The 20,963-nt window shown below is 50.7% G+C and carries 12 protein-coding genes; 8 read left to right on the top strand and 4 right to left on the bottom strand.

Features of this window, described 5'->3' with window-relative positions; translation table 11 throughout:
• The first annotated feature begins 37 nt into the window (after positions 1-37).
• The 3 genes from QMG93_RS20115 (at position 38) to QMG93_RS20125 (ending at position 3,757) form a co-directional block, all read left to right on the top strand.
• Positions 38-1,378 carry an FAD-dependent oxidoreductase gene (locus QMG93_RS20115; RefSeq protein ID WP_281939535.1) on the top strand — a complete coding sequence of 447 codons (1,341 nt, stop codon included), beginning with the start codon at positions 38-40 and terminating at the stop codon, positions 1,376-1,378.
• Between the two features lie 89 nt (positions 1,379-1,467).
• Complete coding sequence (locus QMG93_RS20120) at positions 1,468-1,749, top strand: hypothetical protein (RefSeq protein ID WP_281939537.1); 282 nt, start codon at positions 1,468-1,470, stop codon at positions 1,747-1,749.
• 184 nt (positions 1,750-1,933) lie between these two features.
• On the top strand, positions 1,934-3,757 hold the full coding sequence (locus tag QMG93_RS20125; RefSeq protein WP_281939539.1) for a glycerophosphodiester phosphodiesterase: 1,824 nt from the start codon (positions 1,934-1,936) through the stop codon (positions 3,755-3,757).
• A 90-nt stretch (positions 3,758-3,847) separates the two neighbouring features.
• Here QMG93_RS20125 and QMG93_RS20130 read toward each other — a convergent pair whose 3' ends face one another.
• The 3 genes from QMG93_RS20130 to QMG93_RS20140 are packed head-to-tail and all read right to left on the bottom strand — an operon-like array spanning position 3,848 to position 5,778.
• Entirely contained in the window at positions 3,848-4,531 is a 684-nt protein-coding gene (locus QMG93_RS20130; RefSeq protein WP_281939541.1) for a hypothetical protein, read from the bottom strand.
• 1 nt (position 4,532) lies between these two features.
• Positions 4,533-5,402: an ATP-binding cassette domain-containing protein gene (locus QMG93_RS20135; protein WP_281939543.1), complete on the bottom strand. Its 870-nt coding sequence runs from the start codon at positions 5,400-5,402 to the stop codon at positions 4,533-4,535.
• A gap of 7 nt (positions 5,403-5,409) precedes the next feature.
• Positions 5,410-5,778 carry a GntR family transcriptional regulator gene (locus QMG93_RS20140; protein WP_281939545.1) on the bottom strand — a complete coding sequence of 123 codons (369 nt, stop codon included), beginning with the start codon at positions 5,776-5,778 and terminating at the stop codon, positions 5,410-5,412.
• Positions 5,779-6,038: 260 nt separating this feature from the next.
• Between QMG93_RS20140 and QMG93_RS20145 the strand changes: the two genes are divergently transcribed.
• Both QMG93_RS20145 and QMG93_RS20150 read left to right on the top strand, forming a co-directional pair.
• Positions 6,039-6,743 (top strand): ABC transporter ATP-binding protein, encoded by a 705-nt coding sequence (locus tag QMG93_RS20145; RefSeq protein WP_281939547.1) that lies wholly within the window; start codon positions 6,039-6,041, stop codon positions 6,741-6,743.
• 2 nt (positions 6,744-6,745) lie between these two features.
• Positions 6,746-9,073 carry an ABC transporter permease gene (locus tag QMG93_RS20150; RefSeq protein ID WP_281939587.1) on the top strand — a complete coding sequence of 776 codons (2,328 nt, stop codon included), beginning with the start codon at positions 6,746-6,748 and terminating at the stop codon, positions 9,071-9,073.
• 70 nt (positions 9,074-9,143) lie between these two features.
• Here QMG93_RS20150 and QMG93_RS20155 read toward each other — a convergent pair whose 3' ends face one another.
• Positions 9,144-10,070: a cysteine hydrolase gene (locus tag QMG93_RS20155; RefSeq protein ID WP_281939549.1), complete on the bottom strand. Its 927-nt coding sequence runs from the start codon at positions 10,068-10,070 to the stop codon at positions 9,144-9,146.
• Between the two features lie 264 nt (positions 10,071-10,334).
• On the opposite strand from QMG93_RS20155, the gene QMG93_RS20160 reads away from it, so the two are divergent.
• The 3 genes from QMG93_RS20160 (at position 10,335) to QMG93_RS20170 (ending at position 20,846) form a co-directional block, all read left to right on the top strand.
• Complete coding sequence (locus QMG93_RS20160; RefSeq protein ID WP_281939551.1) at positions 10,335-11,054, top strand: 3-ketoacyl-ACP reductase; 720 nt, start codon at positions 10,335-10,337, stop codon at positions 11,052-11,054.
• A 331-nt stretch (positions 11,055-11,385) separates the two neighbouring features.
• On the top strand, positions 11,386-19,971 hold the full coding sequence (locus QMG93_RS20165) for a non-ribosomal peptide synthetase (protein ID WP_281939553.1): 8,586 nt from the start codon (positions 11,386-11,388) through the stop codon (positions 19,969-19,971).
• Complete coding sequence (locus tag QMG93_RS20170) at positions 19,968-20,846, top strand: hypothetical protein (protein ID WP_281939555.1); 879 nt, start codon at positions 19,968-19,970, stop codon at positions 20,844-20,846. The genes QMG93_RS20165 and QMG93_RS20170 overlap by 4 nt, the downstream gene beginning before the upstream one ends.
• Positions 20,847-20,963: the final 117 nt, after the last annotated feature.

Below are 20,963 nucleotides of genomic sequence, written 5' to 3' on the forward strand. Positions count from 1 at the left end.
CGTTCGGTACAGAAAAGCTGAAGGAGAGGGACGAAAAATGAAGCATACGCTTGAAGCGGATGTCGTTGTCGTTGGCGGAGGCCCGGCCGGGATCGCCGCTGCCATTGCCGCGGGGCGTCAGGGCGCGAGTACCGTGCTGATCGAACGGTACGGATTTTTGGGCGGCATGTCTACAGCAGCCTCGGTCTACCCGTGGATGACGTTTCATACAGAGCAGGGCGAGCAAGTGATCAAGGGGCTGGCGCAGGAAATCGTCGACCGGCTGATGGAGCGGGGCGGATCTCCGGGACATCTGCGCGACACGGTCGGATTCGTCTATTCGGTAACGCCGTATCATCCGGAAATTTTCAAAGTGCTCGCGGTGGATATGCTTCAGGAAGCAGGTGTGAAGCTGCTAGCCCACAGCTTTGCGGACGAGGTTCAAGTGGAAGGCGGCAAGATCCGTTCCGTATCGCTGGCCGGCAAATCGGGCCGGATCGACGTGCGCGGACGCATGTTCGTTGACACGTCGGGCGATGCCGACGTCGCACACTTGGCTGGAGCGCCGACCCTGAAAGGCAGGGAGGAAGATCAGCGCACACAGCCGATGACGATGAAATTCCGTATGCGTGGCGTCGATCTGGAAGCAGTCCGGCAGGCGATGATCGACAATCCGGATAACTTTTACCACAAAACGCCGTTTGCCGAGCTCGACCGCCTTCCGCTTACCGGCGTATCCGGTTTCTACGCCGAATGGAAAGCGGGCCAAGTCCCGATTAACCGCGACCAGGTGCTGTTCTTCACCGGCCCGGCTGAGGACGAAGTGCTGGTGAATTGCACTCGGGTACAGGGACTGGACGGCACAAGCGTCGAGGACTTGACGCTGGCGGAAGCGATTGGCCGCAAGCAGGTGCTTATGATGGCCGAATTTTTGCAAAAGAGCATTCCCGGTTTCGCCAAAGCTTCTATCTCGTCGGTCGGCGCGCAGATCGGCATCCGCGAGACGCGACGTATCGATGGGCTGTACCGCTTGTCGATCGAAGACGTGCTCGAAGGGCGGCGTTTCGATGACGCGATCGCCCGCAGCGGCTATCCGATCGATCTCCACGATCCGTCGGGGAAGGGCGTAACGTCCGCTTTTATTAAGGGCAGCGGCGCATATGACATCCCGTACCGCAGCTTGATCGCGCAGGGACTGGACAACCTGCTCGCGGCCGGTCGGTGCATCTCGACGACGCATGAAGCGCTGGCGACGACGCGCCTGACCCCGAGCTGCATGGCCACCGGGGAGGCGGCCGGTACGGCGGCGGCGCTAGCCTGCGCGATTGGCATGCCTGCCCGCGAGCTGGACGTGAAGCTGCTGCAGGAGCGGCTGCTTCGGGGAAACGCCGTGCTATAGGAAAGGGTAGGCACCGCAAAATCTGAAATGACATGATTAAACGAGAAGAAATGGGGTACAACCTCTTCCTCTGAACTGTGACCCGCAAGATGGATACTTTGAAAAAAGTGACCCTCTTGTGGGTCATTTTGTGTTTTAATCAAACTATCGAAGAAGAGCGAGGTATGGACATGGGAAGAATGTTTACTGAGCAGGAAATAAAACAAAATTGGAAGCAGCGACCACTGGGCGCGGTAGACCTGCACGTCCACCGTGAACGCGCCCGACCACAGCGCGTGTCGTCTCGGCGACGTACCGCAGCGATTAAATCGGCGGAGACGGTGGATCATTGGTTCGGGCTTCTGACGTCTCCCCCAACTGACATGGCCTGACTACATGAATGTAAATGTCTTGGCCTGTGCATCTACAAGTTCTATAATGGAACTGCAGGTGACGGGCTGATACTTTTTTTTGCAGATATAACTCCGAGTCCCAAGCCTGCCGATTGCGATATCGGCTTAGTACAGCTCGAATCGGTTCGCTTCCTTTATTTCCCATTGAAAGCAGGTACAGAACATGAGCAATGCCAAGGAGACCCCCATACATAAGCTGATTGCCGATATTTTCAATACACTGGCTTTTACTTACAGGCAAGTTTTCATTTTCGAGCTGTTGTATAAGGCACTCACGCTATTCATATTTATTCCGGCGATTTCTTTCATCTTCCACAGGCTTCTCCGCTTGGGCGGATATGTCGGTGCGACGAATTATGAGCTGCTGAATTTCGTTATGAGCCGCTACGGTTTACTATGCATGCTTATTTTGGTCCCGGCCGCTACGGTATTGATATTTTTGGAATTTTCGGTTCTGGTGATCATTTCGTACTACGGGCAAAAGAAACAAAGAATCGGGCTTATCCCGGCATTTCTGCAATCAGTGGCCTATCTTCCGTCGCTTTTCAAATACGGCTTTGTCGGCTGGGCCTTTTACTTACTGCTGGTCATCCCTTTGCTGAGTTCGGGCGGCGGCTCCACCCTGTTGCCTACCCTGCAAATTCCGAATTTTATTTCCGGAGAGCTGTTGAAAACGGGCTGGGGTACGCTGCTCTATATAGGGCTGTTCGCCGTCATGACCTTTTTCAATATCCGGTGGATCTTCCTGCTTCATGTGATCGTCATTGAGGGAACAAGCAGCTTCCGGCAAGCCGCCAAAAAAAGCGCAGCTATCCTGAAAAAAAGCTATATCCGAATGTTCGTGGCGCTGCTGTGCATTTCTCTTTTGTTTGCAGTCGTCGTTGTCTTGATTCTGGCCGCGGTGATTCTCATTTATATCGTGCTGCCTCAAGAGACAGCTTTTGCTGAAATTGCGTGGTTCGTCGTATCGAAGAGCGCCATCATTTCTTTGTACCTTGCTACCTTGTTTGTAACGCCGCTTTACATTACAACGCTCACCAGAATTTACATAGCCAAAGCAGACCCGGATCATGCCGTCCTGCAAATGCCCGACTGGAGCGCCATTGAAAACCGCTCCTCCCAAAGCTACGGTCTGCTTCACAAGCATAAACGAAAGCTGATTGTACTCGGACTGATCATCGCCTTCGCAACGGCACTCGTGCTGGTTCCGGCCCTGAGCGATATCCGGCCAAACGATAAAAAAGCGACGGTGATGGCCCATCGCGGCTATATTTCGAAAGGCCCCGAGAATACGATCGATGCGATTCAAGGTGCTATAGACGCCCATGCGGATTATGCGGAAATCGACATATTGGAAACGAAGGATGGGGAGCTCGCCGTCATTCACGACACCAATCTGAAAAGACTGACAGGCCGCGACGCGGAAGTGTACGATCTGACGATGGCTGAACTACGGAAGCTGGAAGTCAAACAAGGGAATTTCACAAGCCAAATCAGCAGTCTTGCGGAAGTAATGAACGCCGCTCGCGGAAAAATCAAGCTGAATATTGAAGTAAAAACGCACGGAAAAGAACGTAATTTAGTAAATACGTTCATTAAGACCATTCGCGAAAATGATTTCCAGACGCATTGTGTCGTGCAATCGCTGGATTATGAAATCGTGCAAGAGATCAAAGCCGCGGAGCCGTCGCTTCAGGTCGGCTTCATCATGTTCGCCGGAGTCCCCGATATAGGACAGATCCACGCCGATTTTGTCGTGATGGAAGAATATATGGTCAACGAATCGATCGTCGCTTCGGCCAAGCTGCATAACAAACCGATCTATGTATGGACGGTGAACGATAGGGATAATATGGAACGATTTCTCGGCATGGGGGTTGACGGGATCATTACGGATGATCCGGAAGATGCGATCTCCGTTGTGGAAGAACTGCGCAGCGGATATCTTGTTCCCCTCCTAAGGTGGCTCAGCCTCCTGCGGATTTAAACATTCAATATAATGCATAAACATTCCCATGTGTATATTGGTGAATGTTTATGCATTTTCTTTTATGTCTGGATAAATAAACGAGTTCATTTAGTGCGTTCTTCCCCTGGTAAAAAGCCAGCCGCCGGCCACGAAAACGAAATAAAGCATAAGGTTAAATCCGACGCCCGCCGGCAGCGAGGCGTTGAATAGCAGCGCTTTGAAAAATAAGACGACATGAACGCGCAGCGAAGGAATCGCAGTTCCGATCGGGATCGCTGCAAGGAGCAGCGCCCACAACAGCCAACCGACCGGGTGGTAGTAACCGGAGATCAGCATGCTTAGTAGCGCCATCACCATCAAATAAAAGGCGGTCTGATAAAGAAAAGAACCCGCCAAGCCAAAGTCAACCCAATGAAACGCTTCAATCAGATCAACGGTGTTCGTGTAATTCCGGATTACATTCACTTCTAGCACAAACCATAAAGAATTGAACAAAGCGATGGCCGCTGCCCAGACGGCAAAGACGAATTGAAGCGCTTTAAAATATTGCTCTCGGCTTGCGCCCAAATGTACGATGCGTTTGTAATAACTGAGCGGCAGCACGATCGCGATAAGGAGCAAAATGAGAATCAGCATGTTGCCGTCCGAAAGGCGGGTATTGTGGCTGCTGTCCGTAAAGAGGCTAACAATGAAATCCGCCAGCCTTCCAAGCAGGATAAGAATAATGACGCACCAGATGTAAATCCTCGTTTGCAAATAGGTTGCCTTTAAATGAACGGCCCATGCGCCCAACTTAGTGACCTCCTTCGATCAAATACGAGAAAAACTTTTGAAGTGTCAGATGTTCAATCGAAATGTCCATCTCGCGCGCCTGTAGCATGTCCCCGTCGTCCAACATTTCGTAAATAGCGGCAAGTGTGCCTCGGCCGTAGGCTTCCGTATGTAGTACTCGCTTACCCGCTGTAAACGAAGCCACCGCTTCCGAATTTCCCCGGACCAGATGAGCTGCCATATGTATCCGATCCATCTCATCATGAAGCAGGAGGGAGCCGGCTTCAATGATGTAAACTCTCTCTGCGACGGTGGCGATTTCGTCAATCAAATGCGTAGACAGTAAAATCGTGCGAGGGTGATTGGCATAATCCTCCAGAAGTGCCTTGTAAAACCGTTCCCGCATCAAGACATCGAGTCCGAGCACCGGCTCGTCGTATAACGTCAGCGACGCCCGGCTGGCCAGACCGATGATGTTTCCTACGAGCGATTCCGTGCCTCTTGACAGCTGTCTGATTTTTTTGCGCGGATCGAGCCGAAACGTCTCGAGCAGCTCATGAGCGAACGTCCAATCCCAATTTGGATGAAAATTCGCAGCAAACTGCAAAACCTCGATAACCCGCGCTCCTCCGAAATGTTTGTTTTTCTCGCGTACGTAACAGAAATCCTTCGGAAGTTCTCCTTTGCCCAGCTTTTTTCCTCTTACCTCGATGGTGCCGTAGTCCGGGAAGATTCCGCCTGCGATCATGTTAAGCAGCGTCGTTTTGCCGGCGCCGTTTCGCCCGAGCAAGCCGTAAATGACGTTTTCCTCCAGCTGCAGATCCAGATTCCGCAATGCGTCAGTTCGACCGTATTTTTTATTTAAATTGCCGCAAGTCAATGCTATGCTCACGGTTCGTTCATTCCTTTCTCAACTGTTTGATCATGTCCATGATCTCTTCGGTTGTCAGCCCGAGCTTATCGGCTTCATTCAGCAGATTGGACAACAGTTCCTTGTAGAAACGATCTTTTCGCTTCATCTGAATCTTCTGTTTCGCATCCGTCGCGACATACATGCCAAGGCCTCTTTTTTTGTACAGAATCCCTTCATTGACGAGCAGGCCGATCCCCTTCACTACGGTCGCCGGATTAATTTGAAACAGCTGAGAAAACTGAGCCACAGAAAGAATTTGCTCGTCCACGCGGAAAGTACCGTTCAGAATATCGTCCTCAATGATGTTGGCTACCTGTTGAAAAATCGGTTGTTTATCGTCGAAAGTGATGTTCATTGCCCCACCTTCAGTATATCGGTATGTTATCCATCCAGCATACCATAATTTATATGAAAACAATTGTCAATAACCGATCGTTCGATCGAGTGGAGGGGGGCGATGTGGGCGATTTCGAACGTATGATCGGTGATTGACAATAATTTGAACATGAATTATAGTGTGCTACATGAGTAACATACTAGTATGCTAGGTGAAGAAAAACTTGGCAAAGGGGAACGGACGAAGTTTCAAAATTGTTATTCGAGGAGATGTAAGAAGTGAAAAAGTTAATCGAATTCAAAAAAGTAACGAAACAATACAAAATCGGAGAAGTGCCAATCAAGGCACTTGATGGTGTTGATTTTTCCATTTCAGAGGGGGAATTCGTCGTTATTTTGGGAGCAAGCGGCGCCGGTAAAAGTACGATTTTGAACATCCTTGGCGGTATGGATACGGCCACCTCAGGCCAAGTGTTTGTCGGCGATCAAGAAATAACAAGATTCAACGAAAAGAATTTAACACAATATCGCGGTGAGAAGGTTGGTTTTGTCTTTCAATTCTACAATTTGATTCCGAATTTAAACGCACTGGAAAATGTTGAATTTGCCGCTGAAGTATGTAAAAACCATCTGGATGCTCAAGAGATTTTACATCGAGTCGGATTAAAGGATCGAATTAAAAACTTCCCTTCCCAGCTCTCCGGAGGAGAACAACAACGAGTGGCAATCGCTAGAGCTGTCGCCAAAAATCCTTTACTTTTACTCTGTGACGAACCAACAGGAGCTTTGGATTATGTTACGGGTAAATCCGTCTTAAAACTTCTTCAAGATTTAAACAGGGAAACGAAAAAGTGCGTTGTATTGGTCACACATAATTCCGCAATTGCTCCGATGGCCGATAAAATTATTAAAGTAAAAAGCGGAAGGATCGAAAGTATTACGATCAATGAGGTGAAACAAAGTGTGGAAGGAATTGAGTGGTAATGATGAAATTATTATCATTAAAATTAGTAAGGGACATTAGACAATCTATAGGGCAATTCATAGCCATTGTTTCGGTTATTGCGGTAGGAGCTTTTTTCTATGCGGGGCTGACCACGTATAGTGATACCCTTAGCGCTTATACGAAGGCATACTTTAAAGAACATAATTTAAGCGATTTGAATGTGTATTACAGCCAAATTTCCAAAGAGGACGTGGCTGCTTTAAGCGAAATGGAAGGGATCAATAAAATAGAAGGACGTTATACGTTGGACGCCACGCAAGCGTTCGAAGGGTATAAAGCTTCGATAAAAATTCATTCGATCCCGGCGAACAATGAAATCAATACGCCTGCTATGGTGGAGGGCAGGATCGCGTCAAAAAAAGATGAGATCATGTTAGATTCCCATTATGCTAAAGAACATCAGTACAACGTTGGCGATAAAATCAACATAACTTCAAATAATAAAGACTACAGCTTTACGATCAGCGGTTTGTGCGAAAATGTTGAATATGCCAAAAAGAACGAAATCCAAGATCATAAAACTTTCGGAGTAGCTTATATGGCCGAAGAGGCGATCCCTGAAATGGCAGACGGCTTTTTCTATAATGAAGTCCTGGTTGATGCCAAAGAAGGTTACGATCTTGACCAATTAGGCAAATCCATTGAAGCTCAATCCAAACCACTTTCCTATTTAAACCAAGTAAGTAAAGAAAGGACTTTCAGCTATTCGAAGCTAACTCAAACGATACATAATAATAACTTGATGAGCAAGGTTATCCCTTTGGTTCTCTTTTTGATCGGAGCTATTATTCTATTCCTTACCATGTCGAGGATGATTGATTCTCAAAGAAATCAAGTAGGTATTATGAAGGCTCTGGGTGTAAAAAACAGAACAATCATGCTTCATTACATGGGATACCCTTTGCTGGTATCGATGATAGGCTCAATTCTAGGTTGCTTTATAGCCGCTATGGTATTTATTCCTTTAGTAACTGTGTCGAGTTCCAGGGCTTACGCTCTGCCAGGAATAAAATTCGCCCTTGGTTTGTATGCGATCCTTCCTCCCATTTTATTCTCTAGTGCCTTTGGACTCCTTTCGTGTTACTTAAGCGGCAGAACCGTGTTAAAAGAGCGTGCGGCTCAAGCTATGCGTCCGAAACCGCCAAAGAAGATGAAAATGCTTCTCATCGAAAGAATTCCGGGTGTTTGGAGTCGTATTTCCTACAGTTACAAACTCATTTTGAGAAATATACTGCTGAATAAACAAAAAGCTTTAGTGAGCTCGGTCGGTGTTGTGGCAAGTACGGTTTTATTGATAACTGCCTTCGGTACGCACACGGCCTTGCTAAAAGTAGCTGACCAGATAGAAGAGGTGTATGCTTATGATTTAAGAGTGGATTATGCGATAGGAGCATCTTCCGAGGTGTCAAAATTCCCCTCCGGTATTAAACAAAAATTTCATTTATCCGCCTTTCCTGTTGAATTCATAAAGGATGATAAAAAAGAAAAGGCCACTTTAACGGTTACTGAAAAAGAAAACAATCTCATTCATTTTTTTGACGAAAATAACAATAAACTGTTTTTGGAGAATAACGGCGTTTTGGTGCCCAAATCATACGCCGACAAATATCATATTGGGGAAGGGGATCTCATCCAGATCAAGTTCACAGCACCGGAGTTTAAAAATAAGATGATCGAGATGAAGGTTTTAAATATATCTACCCAGTATTCGAATCCGTCGTTTTATAGCACGCCGGCCTACTTAAAGAACTTTGACCTAGACTATAATCCATCCTCGCTCTTAGTTGAAGCCAATAGCTCTACAGATCTTGTAAGCGTTCGTAACTTCTTTGAGCAAGATCCTCACGTAGATAAAATTACAGATAAGACTGATCTTAAGAAATCCGCTCAATATATTGTGAAGCAAAACAGCTTTGTGTTTATCATGTTTATCATTTGTGCCGTCATCCTCTCCTTTGGCGCCATTTATACGATATCTTCCATAAACATTTATGAAAGGAATCGTGAGCTTGCTACACTTAAGGTACTAGGCTATCCAAAATATAAAATAAACAGACTCATATTTTTTGAAAACATCATCCTAACCACAGTTGCGGTAATTGTAGCTTTACCGATTAGCGGCTATATGTACACCATTATTGTGAAGGCGCTCTCCAGCGCCCATCAACAAATCCCGGATCAATTAAATATTTTTACGATTATGGTATCTATTATTCTTTCATTCATGCTTACGATTCTGGCAAACTTGCTGCTGAGGAGAAAAGTAACCCAAATCCATATGATTGAATCACTAAAAAGTATAGAATAGCAGAGAACGTCAAATGCCGCTGGAGGCGGCCGCTGCATGGCGGAGCGGCCATGACCGGCAGGCGGCAACCTTAACGGTACAGGCTTATTTTATGAACAGATCTCATTTTATTTATAGCCTCATTGGTAGACCATGAAGCGCTAGCGATCATTCGAAAATTTGTTTTTGCGGCTTTATCCCCATCCAAGCCGTTCATTTTTGCGGAAGCTGTGGCATCGTGAACCACGGCCACCTCAAATCCTCGTTCAATGAGTTCGCGCATATGAGATTCAACGCACAGGTTCCCGGACATTCCTGCAAGAATGACGCGGGAAATACACTGTTTTCGCAGTTGCAAAACCAAGTCGTTGGCTTCGGGTCCGAAAACTTTATGCGGACTGCAGATGACGGTTTGACCATCTTCAATATAGGGCTTATACCTATCCAAGAAGTCGGCACCAGAACCTGTAAAGCCTTCAAGCGATAATGGACTTTTTCGTTGATACATCTTGAGATCGTGCATCAAATGTTCTAATACTCCCCCAAATCTCCATTTTTGGTCATAGGGATAATACCAGTGGGGCGACACAAACACTTTAAATTTATTTTCCTTGGCTGTTTTCAATAATAATTCAATGTTTTCAATCGTATGATTTTCAGCCACGCTGTCTTTAACTAAATTCCATGCTGCACCTTTTGGACTTAAAAAGTCATTTTGCGGATCTGTGATCACTAAAGCGGTATTGTTTCGATCCACCTTCATTCTTTGTGCTGGAACCGGTGCGGTTTGTGTGGCTACAGCATTTTGATGATAACCATTGTAAAATTGAGGTACCGTCTGCTTCTCCGAGTAACTGTGGTGAGATGTTCTAACGTAAGGAATGGATGGTTGCTGAAGGGTAATCGGGTAATATGTTAAAGGTTGGCGTAATAAGCGATAATTTCCATGGCCCTCCAATTCAAAAGGGATTCCAAAACCTCCGTGCCCAAAACCGCCGAAACTACAGTGAAAGCACATAACAGTGTTATCCTCCGTTTATGTTGGCATCCGATGATTTAATGTATGGGCATCTATCATAAAAAGTTCGTAGTTAAAATGTTAAATTATCCAGTAAAACAGCAAGAGGCTACGTAAGCACGTCTTCGTCTCACTGAAGATGAAAAAGGCGAATACTTGATTTTAATGATACAATATAACATAATAGTCACTCTGCATGCTTAAAGGAAAAACTGGGGATCATGACGAAGTATGCAGCCATTATATCAATGAGGAGAGATCAGCATGGATTTGAAAAATAGAACAGCGATTATTACCGGAGCGGGAAAAGGGATCGGCAGAGCGATCGCCGTAGAGCTTGCCAAAGAAGGAGTAAACCTCGGTTTGACGGCCAGAACCTCGTCCGATCTGGAATCGCTTCGCGCGGAGCTTGAAAGTACATATAGCGTGAAAGTATACACCGCAGCCGCAGACATCGCCAAAAGAGGAGAGGCCGAGCAAGCCGTCGGCTCACTTATCGGCAGCCTCGGTTCGCTTGACATCTTGATCAATAATGCAGGGATCGCACAGTTCGGCACTGTCGCCGATATGGAACCCGAGTTATGGGAGAGCATCATTCAAACGAACCTGATGGGTACCTACTATGTCACTCGTGCCGCGCTGCCGACGCTGCTGGCGCAAGCGAGCGGCAGCATCATCAATATCTCGTCCACGGCTGGAGAGCGGGGCTTCGCGACCGGCTCCGCTTATTGTGCGTCCAAGCACGCGGTGCTGGGTTTTACGGAAGCGCTGATGCAGGAGGTCCGCAAATCTAACATTCGCGTAACGGCACTCACGCCAAGTACGGTCAATACTGAGCTCGCAACGAACGCCGGCCTCAAAATCGGCGACGAAGACCGCATGATGCAGCCGGGGGACGTGGCGGATCTTGTGCTTGCCACATTGAAGCTGCCGGCACGCGTTTTTATTAAAAACGCCGGGATTTGGACGACCAATCCGCAATAGTAAGGTCGCGATCGCCCGTCGTATGATGCGGAATGGAAAAAGAAGATTTCAACTTTACATCGAGTATCCAGGATAGTTGGAAAAAATCTATTCTTCGAAATGGTGAATATGTTAAATAAACGGAGTCACGCGTGTTTTGCGGGCTCTGTTTTTTTATTAATTCTGGAAAATTGCATTTGTATTAATAATTAATAATGGAAATTTATACATAGTTTGGGCTATAGTAGAGTAATGGAAAATATCTATGAAATTCCCTGTTTTATAGGTGCTTTATGATATAGGTTTTTACGAGGGAATACGTGCAGAAATAAAGAGAGGAGATGAAGAACCGATGATACCTGCTGACGGAACAGCCTTCCGCGATTCCTTGGGCGGTAGCCGGTACGGCTTGCCGCTGTTTTCGAATAACAGGGACCAGGGTGAACCCGTGGGCGATTATGATTTCCATAAGATCCGTTTGGGGAATCGGGAATTCAAAGCAATGACGGAATTTGTCTGTCGGCATCAGCTTTGTATGCCATCTTTTCTAACAGCGGTATGGTCTGTCCTGCTTTCCCATTATGCCAATCAATACGAGGTGCCCGTTTTGTATTCCGTTTTGCCGGACGAAGCCGGGGGCGAAAGCTATCCTAACTATCCGCTGCTCGTCAACATTCGGAAAGAAGACTGTCTTCTGGATTTAGTGCGCAAGGTCAAAACGCAATTGGATGATCGGAAGACAGGCGGCGGTTCTTGGAGCGGAACGTTGGCGCAGCAAGCGGAAGGGGGGCTTTCTGCACTAGGGCGCGGGGACTATTTTAACGTCGGCATCTTGGAAGTGCACGGAAGGAGTCTGCTTCCTGACGTCAATACGAAAAGTTCTCCGCGTGGCATGAACCAGCCGGAGATTGTACTTCGTTATCTTTATCGTGTCGACGAATTCGAATGCGCGATTCAGTATGACGGCAAGCGGTTCGGCAAAACGCAGATATCCCGGCTCGCGGGGCAGTTCCGGGTACTGCTGACCAACGCATGGTATGGCCTTGAGAAGCCCGTGCTTTTCCACCCGTTCCTGACCGCAATCGAAGGGAAGCAGTTTCTCCGATGGAACGATACGGACAGGGCATATCCTGCACGTAAAACCGTCCATCAATTGGTCGAGGAACAAGCGGTCAGGACGCCGGAGGCGGTCGCCTTGGAGTTTCGTCAGCAGAAGCTGACCTACTTCGAATTAAACCGCCGGGCTAACCGAATTGCCCGCGTCATTATGGATGCGTGTCGGAGGAACGAGCAGAGCGATCTGCCGCGAGGGACGCTGATCCCTATCATGCTGGAACGAAGCGCGGATGTGCTTCCGGCCATGCTGGGCGTGATGAAGACGGGAGGGGCTTACCTTCCGATCGATCCTCAGTATCCGGAGGAACGCATTCGGTTTATTTTGGAGGACGCTCAAGCCCAAATCATTGTGACAACCAGCCAATTGGCCGCCAGGCTGGAGCCGGTCATTTCTCAAGCCGGTATGGAGGCGGTGACGCTTATTTGTATCGACGAGTGGCTTGCGCAACCTTGCGATTCCGCTGAAAATTTAAACGTTGAGGTCAAACAGGACGATCTGGCATACGTCATCTATACGTCCGGCTCCACCGGAAAACCGAAGGGCGCGCTCATCGAACACGCCGGACTTGTTGCGCTGATTCCTTATCTTATCGACAAGTTTGGGCTGACTTCGGAGACGCGCGTGCTGCAATTCGCTTCCATCAGCTTTGACGCGTCGGTTTACGAATGGATCGGAACGTTAACGGTCGGTGGAACAATCGTTGTCCTGTCGGAAGAGGAACTGCCTCCATATGCCGATATTTCGGACGTGATCGAACAAAAAAACATTCACCTTGCCATGCTGACCCCGGCCGTCTTACGAACGATGAGTAAGCGGGAGTTGCCCGGCTTGCGAACGATCGTATCGGCCGGGGAGGCTTGTACGCCGGATATTGTGAACGATTGGGGAAAAGACCGCTTTTTCCTGAATGCATACGGTCCGACCGAAGTGACGATTATTTGTTCCGTAGGGCTCTGTCGGCCGGGGAAAAGAGTGACGATCGGACAGCCCGTTTACAACAAACGCCTGTTTGTCCTGAATCCGTTCGGCCAACCGGTTCCGGTCGGCGTTCCCGGTGAGCTGTGGGTGGGCGGCGTCGGGGTGGCCCGAGGCTACCTGAACCGCGAAGAGCTGACCCAGGAACGGTTCGTTTACAAAGAGTTTGTGATGGGGGATGGGCACGCTCCACAAATTGAGAGGTTATATAAAACCGGAGATATCGTGAAATGGACGCCGGGCGGGGAATTGATTTTTATCGGCCGGAGCGACGACCAGGTCAAGATTAGAGGCTACCGCATCGAGCTGGGGGAAATCGAGCATCGGCTTCGGCAGTATCCGGGCATCCGCCAATGCATGGTCCGGGCGTGGCACGACGGGCATTATCAGAAGCTGGCGGCGTACTATACTTCTTCCCAAGAGCTGGAAGAGGCCGAATTGACGCTGCACTTATCCTCCGTGTTACCGTCCTACATGGTTCCGTCTTACTTTTGTCGACTGGAAGCGTTTCCTTTGAATACTAACGGCAAAGTGGACCGGTCGGCGCTTCCTCATCCGAATACGGTGTGGGAGCAATCTACCGAAAAGGCGCAGGAAACGGGCGAAGACGAAATGGAAAAGCGGCTGCTTCACATTTGGCGGCAACTGCTTAAGCGGCAAAATATCGGGGTCAACGATCATTTTTATGCCGTTGGGGGAGACTCGATCCTCGCTATTCAGACGGTATCCATGGCCAGGGACCACGGAATTGTCGTGACGCCCAGACAAGTGGCGGAGCATCCGACCGTGAAGGATTTGGCGGCCGTAGCCGCTTGGGTGGACGGCGGGAAGCAGAAGGAGCAGGCCATCGATTTGGCGGGCGAATTCGGGCTGACGCCGATTCAGCACTGGTTTTTCGAGCAGCGGTTTGAAGAGCCGAACTACTTTAATCAATCGCATATGCTGCTGCTCAACCATTGCGACCCGGCGAGGTTGGAGATGGCTCTTAACCGGCTGGTCCGGCTGCACCCGGAGCTGGCGGCGCAATTCGTAAGGCGCGGGCATACGTATGTGCAGCGCTACCGAATGGATGCTGTCGTACGGCTTGCTTCCCACACCATTCGGGAGACAGAGCGCCCCGATCCGGAAATTGCTGCCGTCTGCGCGAAATGGCACGGCCAACTGAACTACGAAACGGGAACGTTGCTTCGTGCCGGGTTGATCGAAGGACATCCTGACGGTAAAATTCGTCTATTTCTTACCGTACATCATCTGGTCATCGACGGGGTTTCCTGGAGAATTTTGCTTCAAGAGCTGTATCGGTTGTATCACGGCTCCGAGCTGCCGCCGGTTCCAAGCCCGTTTAAAAAGTGGCAGGCTGCGATCACGGACTATGCCCAAAAAGAGGAGCAGCGCGACCATATCGGCTATTGGAGCGATGTGCTGACCCGTTCCGCCGCGTTCCAGCTACCCGTAGACCGTTGCTCGGATCACCGGAGCAGCGCCGAATCCGCGGAGCTTGTCGCAACGCTGTCGCCAAGCGATACGCAGCGGCTGCTGCACCGGTGCGCTCACGCTTACCATACGCAGATCAACGATCTGCTGCTTACCGCCTGGTCGCTGATGCTGTCCGCCTGGTCCGGACAGGGGACAGTCGCCTTCCGGCTGGAGGGCCATGGACGGGAGCATTCCGTATCCGACATGAACTTGACCCGAACGATCGGCTGGTTCACGTCGATGTTTCCCGTATGCATCCGGTTGTCGGCTGACGCTCCGTTGGGAGAAACGATCAAATCCGTCAAGGAGCAACTACGCCGCATTCCTGATCGAGGCATCTCGTACGGGGCTCTGCGGTACTGCTATCCGGACGAGGCGGTTCGAACGGCCTTGACCGCTCCCGAGCCGCAGGCGCTGTTCAACTATTTGGGCCAGTTCGATCAGGCCGAAGCCGGGGAAGCGAACGAATGGCTAAGCTTCACGCGCGATGCCGCACAGGATCATAGCTCGCCGCGGAACCACGGAACGAGTTTGTTGGAGCTTAACTGTTCCGTCGTTCAGGGTCAGCTGCATTTGTTCATGAAATATAGCAGACGTCATTACGAGGAAGCAACGATTGCCGGCCTGATGGAATCCTTCATCTCTTATCTGCTTCACATTATCGAACACTGCGAGGAGAAAGAGAGCGAAGAGTTTACGCCGAGCGATTTTCCACTGGTTTCCATCGAACAGCATTTGCTGGACCGGATCGTAAATACGTACCATGCGCCAGACGGTCTGGATAAAATGATGCCGCTTAGTCCGCTGCAAAAAGGACTTTTGTTCCATTATTTGGATCATCCGTCCTCCGACCAATATTTTGTACAGACGAGCTGGAAATACGAAGGCAGGCTCGATGTTACCCGCTATCGGGAAGCGTGGCAGCGTGTCGTTGCCGAAAACGATTGTTTGCGGACGTGCTTCGTCTGGGAAGCGCTGGACGAGCCGGTACAGTGCGTCGTTCAAGCAGCGGAACCGGAGTGGACGATAGAGGATATCGTCTCGCAGTCTGCGGATCGACAGCAAGATTACTTCGAACAGTGGATGACGCTGGACCGCGAGCGCCGCTTCGACCTGCGACGGCCCGCGTACCGCCTTGCGCTGATTCGCAGCGGTTCGGAGGAGTGGACGGTAGTTTGGAGCTACCACCATATTTTGCTGGACGGATGGAGCCTGCCGCTGCTGCTCAATCGGGTTCACGACCTCTATGAATGCAGCTTGCAGAACATAACGCCTCAGCGCAATCCGTCGCTCCCTTTCGAACTCTACATCCGGTGGCTGATGACGAAGGACCGGACGGAGGCCGAAACCTTCTGGAAGGCTTATTTGGCTGATGTTACCGAGCCGACCCCACTGCCGATGGAGAAAAGCGGTATGCGCTTCGATGCGCATCAACCGATCCGCAAGCAGCAGACCGAGACGCTGCAATTGGATGCAAGCTTTACCAGGCACATGACAGCGTTTGCGCAGCAAACGCAAATATCGCTCAATACGTTGGTGCAGTTCGCTTGGGGAAAAGTGCTGCAAGTGCTTCATGATGCGGATGTCACCGTATTCGGCATGGTCGTGTCCGGCCGTGGCTCCGACCTTCCCAAAGCGGACCGTATCACCGGCTTGCTGATTAATACACTTCCCTTGGTCATGCATTGGAATACGGAGCAGTCCGTCGCCGACTATGTGAAGGAGCTTCATCACACGATTCAAAAGCTGAACGATTACTGCTGCGTCAGCCTGAACGAATTGAAGGGCTGGAGCTCCGTCCAAGGCCAAACGCTGTTTCACAGCATTGTCGCGTTCGAAAATTATTTGAACGACTACCGTCAGCCGGCGAGCGGACTAAACATGTCGGCGATGGAGGAACGCGAGAAAACGAATTATCCGCTGACGATCACCATCGCGAGCGACAGAGAACAGATCGTCATCAAGCTGATTTACGATGCCGACCGATTGGAGCAGGAGACGGTGCGACGGTTGACGGAGCATCTGCGTCATGCTTTGCATTTTGCGGTGGAACATCCGGATTGCGCTGTCGGAGACATTCGTTTAATGCCCGAAGACGAATATGATCGAATCGTCTACGATTGGAATCGTACGTTCACGGAGTACCCGAGGGAGAGCACGGTTCCCGAGCTGTTCGGGGAACAGGTCCGGCTCCGGCCTTCCCAACCGGCGGTGATCGCATACGACAAGGTCGTGACTTACGAACGGCTCGACCAACTATCCCGGCATGTGGCGAGCTTGCTCGCAGCGGATGCGCCGGTTCGTGAGAAGCTCATTGGCGTCTGTCTGCCACGCTCGCTCGAATTTATCGTTTCCATCCTGGGCATCTTGAAGGCGGGCTGCGCCTATGTGCCGATCGATCCCGATTTTCCGGCGGAGCGTACACGCGACATGATCCGGGACGCCGGACTGGACACGATCATCACCTCGCGCAGCGGAGCGGACAGTCTGGCGGAAGCGTCTCAGGGTATGAGCTTAAAGCTGATCTGCGCCGATGATTTCGACAACATTACATTTGTGGGGCTGGAAGAAGAAGGGGGCGTTCCAGCGGCCGCCTCCGATCTTGCCTATCTGATGTATACGTCCGGTTCGACGGGCAAGCCGAAGGGCGTAATGGTGGAGCATCGCAGCATCGTCCGTCTGGTGAAGCATACGAACTATTTCCCGTTCTCCCCGGATATCAAGCTGCTTTATACCGGGTCGCCGGTATTCGACGCTTCCACGTTTGAAATTTGGGGCACGCTGCTGAACGGGGGCCGCCTGTTCGTCGTTTCCAAAGACGATCTGATGAACGTCCGCCTGCTGGAGCAGCGGATGAAGGCATGGGACATCAACGTGGTATGGCTCACTGCCGCATTATGTAATCAGTGGACCCAAGAGAACGAAACGATGTTCTCCGGACTTCGTTGGCTGCTTTTAGGCGGCGAAGCGTTATCGCCGAAGCCGATCAATCGTTTGCGGCACGCGTATCCGTCGCTAACCATTCTCAACGCCTACGGTCCGACGGAGAACACGACCTTTTCGACGAGCTATCCGATCGAGCGGGCTTTTGAACGCGATATCCCTATCGGCAAGCCGATCAGCAATACGACGTGCTACATATTGAACAAAAAGGGACGTGTCCAGCCTGTCGGAGCGGTCGGAGAACTCTACGTGGGAGGAGACGGCGTTGCGCGCGGCTATTGGAAGCAGGAGGAGCTGACGAGGAAGGGGTTTGTTCCGAATCCGTACGCTTCCGCCGAGGATCGGGAAAAAGGAAGAAATTTGCTGCTGTACCGGACAGGCGATCGCGGGAGATGGCTTCCGGACGGCAACATCGAATATATCGGGCGGAGCGACGGCCAGTTGAAGCTTCGCGGCTTCCGGATTGAACCCGGGGAAATCGAGTACCGTCTTGGCCGCTATCCCGCCGTCAAGCAATGCCTCGTCGCCGCCCGTGAGCTCCAAGGGGAGCTAAGGCTGATCGCTTATTATACATCGGAGATGGATGAACAGGGCATTCCGGAAGAACGGCTTCGAGCCTTTATGGCTGACGGCTTGCCTTCGTACATGCTTCCTTTCCGGTACGTCCGGCTGGAGTCGTTTCCGTTAACGGTCAACGGGAAAATTAACCGGGCAAGACTGCCTCTGCCGGAAGCGCGGCGTACCGAACAGACGTCCGAACCCGGTGCCGCAACCGGGCTGGAGCAGCTGATGGGGCAGATCTGGCGCACTGTGCTGAAGCTCGATCACATCCGCAAGGATGAAGATTTTCACGCGTTGGGAGGCCATTCGCTCCATGCGCTGCGCATCGTCAGCCTGCTGCAAAAGAACGGCTATCCGGTAACGGTCAACCAAATCTTCCGGGAGCAAACGATTGAGCGTTTGGCCCGCTCCTTGAGCGAGACGCTTTCGGCGCCGGATTCGGCTTCGGCTATGGAGGCCCGCCCGGATACGGAAATGGCTTCGGCTTCGGGACAGCAGACGTATCCAAATGACGGATTTCCGCTGTCGGCGGTGCAACGACGGTTTTTCAACCGCGACTTGAAGAACCGCAACATGTTCAACGTGCCTTATCTGGCTTTGCTCAAGCAGCGGATCACGAAGCAAGAGATGAATCGTGCGCTGCGGCTTCTGGTCGATCGGCATGCGGCGCTGCGGCTAACCTTTGCCCAGCTGGATCACGGAGAATGGTACCAAGTTGAGCGGGACATCGATTACGATCGGGCATTTGCCTATGTAGATTTGCGGGAGACCTCGGCATCCCACGATGCCTTCATCTCGGACTACTGCTCGAAGCTTCAGCATGATTTTAATATCGTGGAAGGTCCTTTGTGGAAAGCCGTATTGTTCGACCATTATGGCGGCGGAAGCGGGCAGGTGCTGCTCCTCTTGTTCCATCATCTGATTTTTGACGGGATGTCGATGAACATCTTTCTGGACGATTTCAGACAGCTTCTCTTATCGGGGGCTGATGAAGTGCCCGACAGGGAAGCAGGAAGCAGCTACCGCGATTGGTGCCTGGCGCTGACGCAATACGCTGCAGGGGGCATTCCGGCCAAGGCGGCAGCCTATTGGAGGGACGTTGTCGGAGGCGGCAAGTCTTTGCAGGCCGATTGGGAAGTGCAGGAATGGCCGGTTCACCGCCACATGGCGACGATCACCTCTGATTTCCTGGAAGGCACGGGGCAGGTCGGCCTGCTAAAAGCATTGGCGGCACAGCGGCAAACCACTCCGCTCGGCGTCCTGTTAACGGCATTGTCCCGGGCTTGCTACGACTTGAAAAAGCAGCCGGATCTGCTGCTGCATCTGATGTCCTACCAGCGCGAGTCCTTTTTGCCTAACATTGCGATATATCGCACGGTGGGATTTTTTGCCGGGGCGTATCCCGTGCGAATCCGCATCGGGAAGCAGGAGCTTCTGGGTGATGCCGAGGCGCTGCTGGAGCATGTCAAGCGGACGCTGCACGATATTCCCAAGGAAGGCATAGACTATTTTGCTTTGCGGCACATCATTCCTGAGCTTCATCCGGAGGCGGAGCCGCTTATCGATGAAAGCCGCATGCTGTTCCACTACCAATCGGAGGAAACGGCATGGCAAGCCGACGATTTCTACGAGCCGTTGACCCTTCCGTACGGAAATACCAGCGCGCCGGACAATCCTTCCGCTTATTGGTTAAACATGACGGCTTGCTTGAAGCGGGACAGGCTGAGCTTGACCTGCTATTACAGCACGCTGCACTACGAAGAACAAACGATTGTCGGGCTAGTGCGCCGGTTTACCGAACATTTGCGCCATTGTATCGAGGTTAACACGCTGACTACGACAGGAGAAGGGAGCTTCCGGTCATGAAAATTTATGAATTTTGCCCGTTTTTCAACGAAAACCGGGTGGCGGAAATCAAATTGAAAGAAGATGCCCGCTGGGTCGACGAGCTTCACGTGATTGAGGCCAACAAGACTTTCAGCTATGCGGACAAGCCCCGAAACTTCGATCCGGCTTATCTCGGTCCGAAGTTGATTTACCATTCGCTGCAAGCCGACAACGCGTTTCGCAAGCCGGAGCGGCACCAATTGTATTTCAACCCGGACACGTGCCAAGCGGCGAACTTTGACCGTTGGTATTGGCGCTTGCTGAGCTACAACAGCGCGTTTCATAACGAAGCGTACCAAAGAAGCCGATGCGCTGACATTTTGCGGGAGCGGGTCGAGGATGACGACGTGATCATTCTGGCCGACTTCGACGAGATCATCGACAGCCGAATGGCGGACCGGATTGTCTCCGAGGTGAAAAGACGTCAAGTCATTACCGTCAAAATGCACTATTCCGTCTTTTTCCTGAATCTATTCTGCCGCTCCAATCACGGCGCTCCGCACTGGAGCTATCGCGTCTTTGCGATGTCCGGACGCTTTTTTAGAAGCATGCCTTTCTCGGCGGATTATCTAAGAAAGAAGGGGATTGCCGAAGGGCTATATCCAGACATCTACTGCCTGGAGGAACCGGCCGGGTTTCATCATTCGTGGCTGGACTACCGCCAGACCGCACTGCCCAAACTTCAAGCGTTTGCAGCCAACGTGAAGGACAAAAGTATCGTGAATGAGGACTACATCAAGCAGTGTCTGGACGATAAAAAGCTGTATTATCTCGATACCGAGCTGTACGTGGATAACGAAAAATCGTTTTTGGCCGCTCTGCGGGAGATCCCTACGGCGGATCTGTGGTACTGATATCTAGCTAACTAAGAATCCGAAGCTTTTCGGGTTCTTTTTTATTTAAAAAAAAGAATTGACAACGCTTACATTTTTGTGGATGATGAACATAAAAAACAAACCTAAAACAAACCA

Source organism: Paenibacillus tyrphae, from assembly GCF_027925525.1.
Classification (GTDB): Bacteria; Bacillota; Bacilli; order Paenibacillales; family NBRC-103111; genus Paenibacillus_G; species Paenibacillus_G tyrfis_B.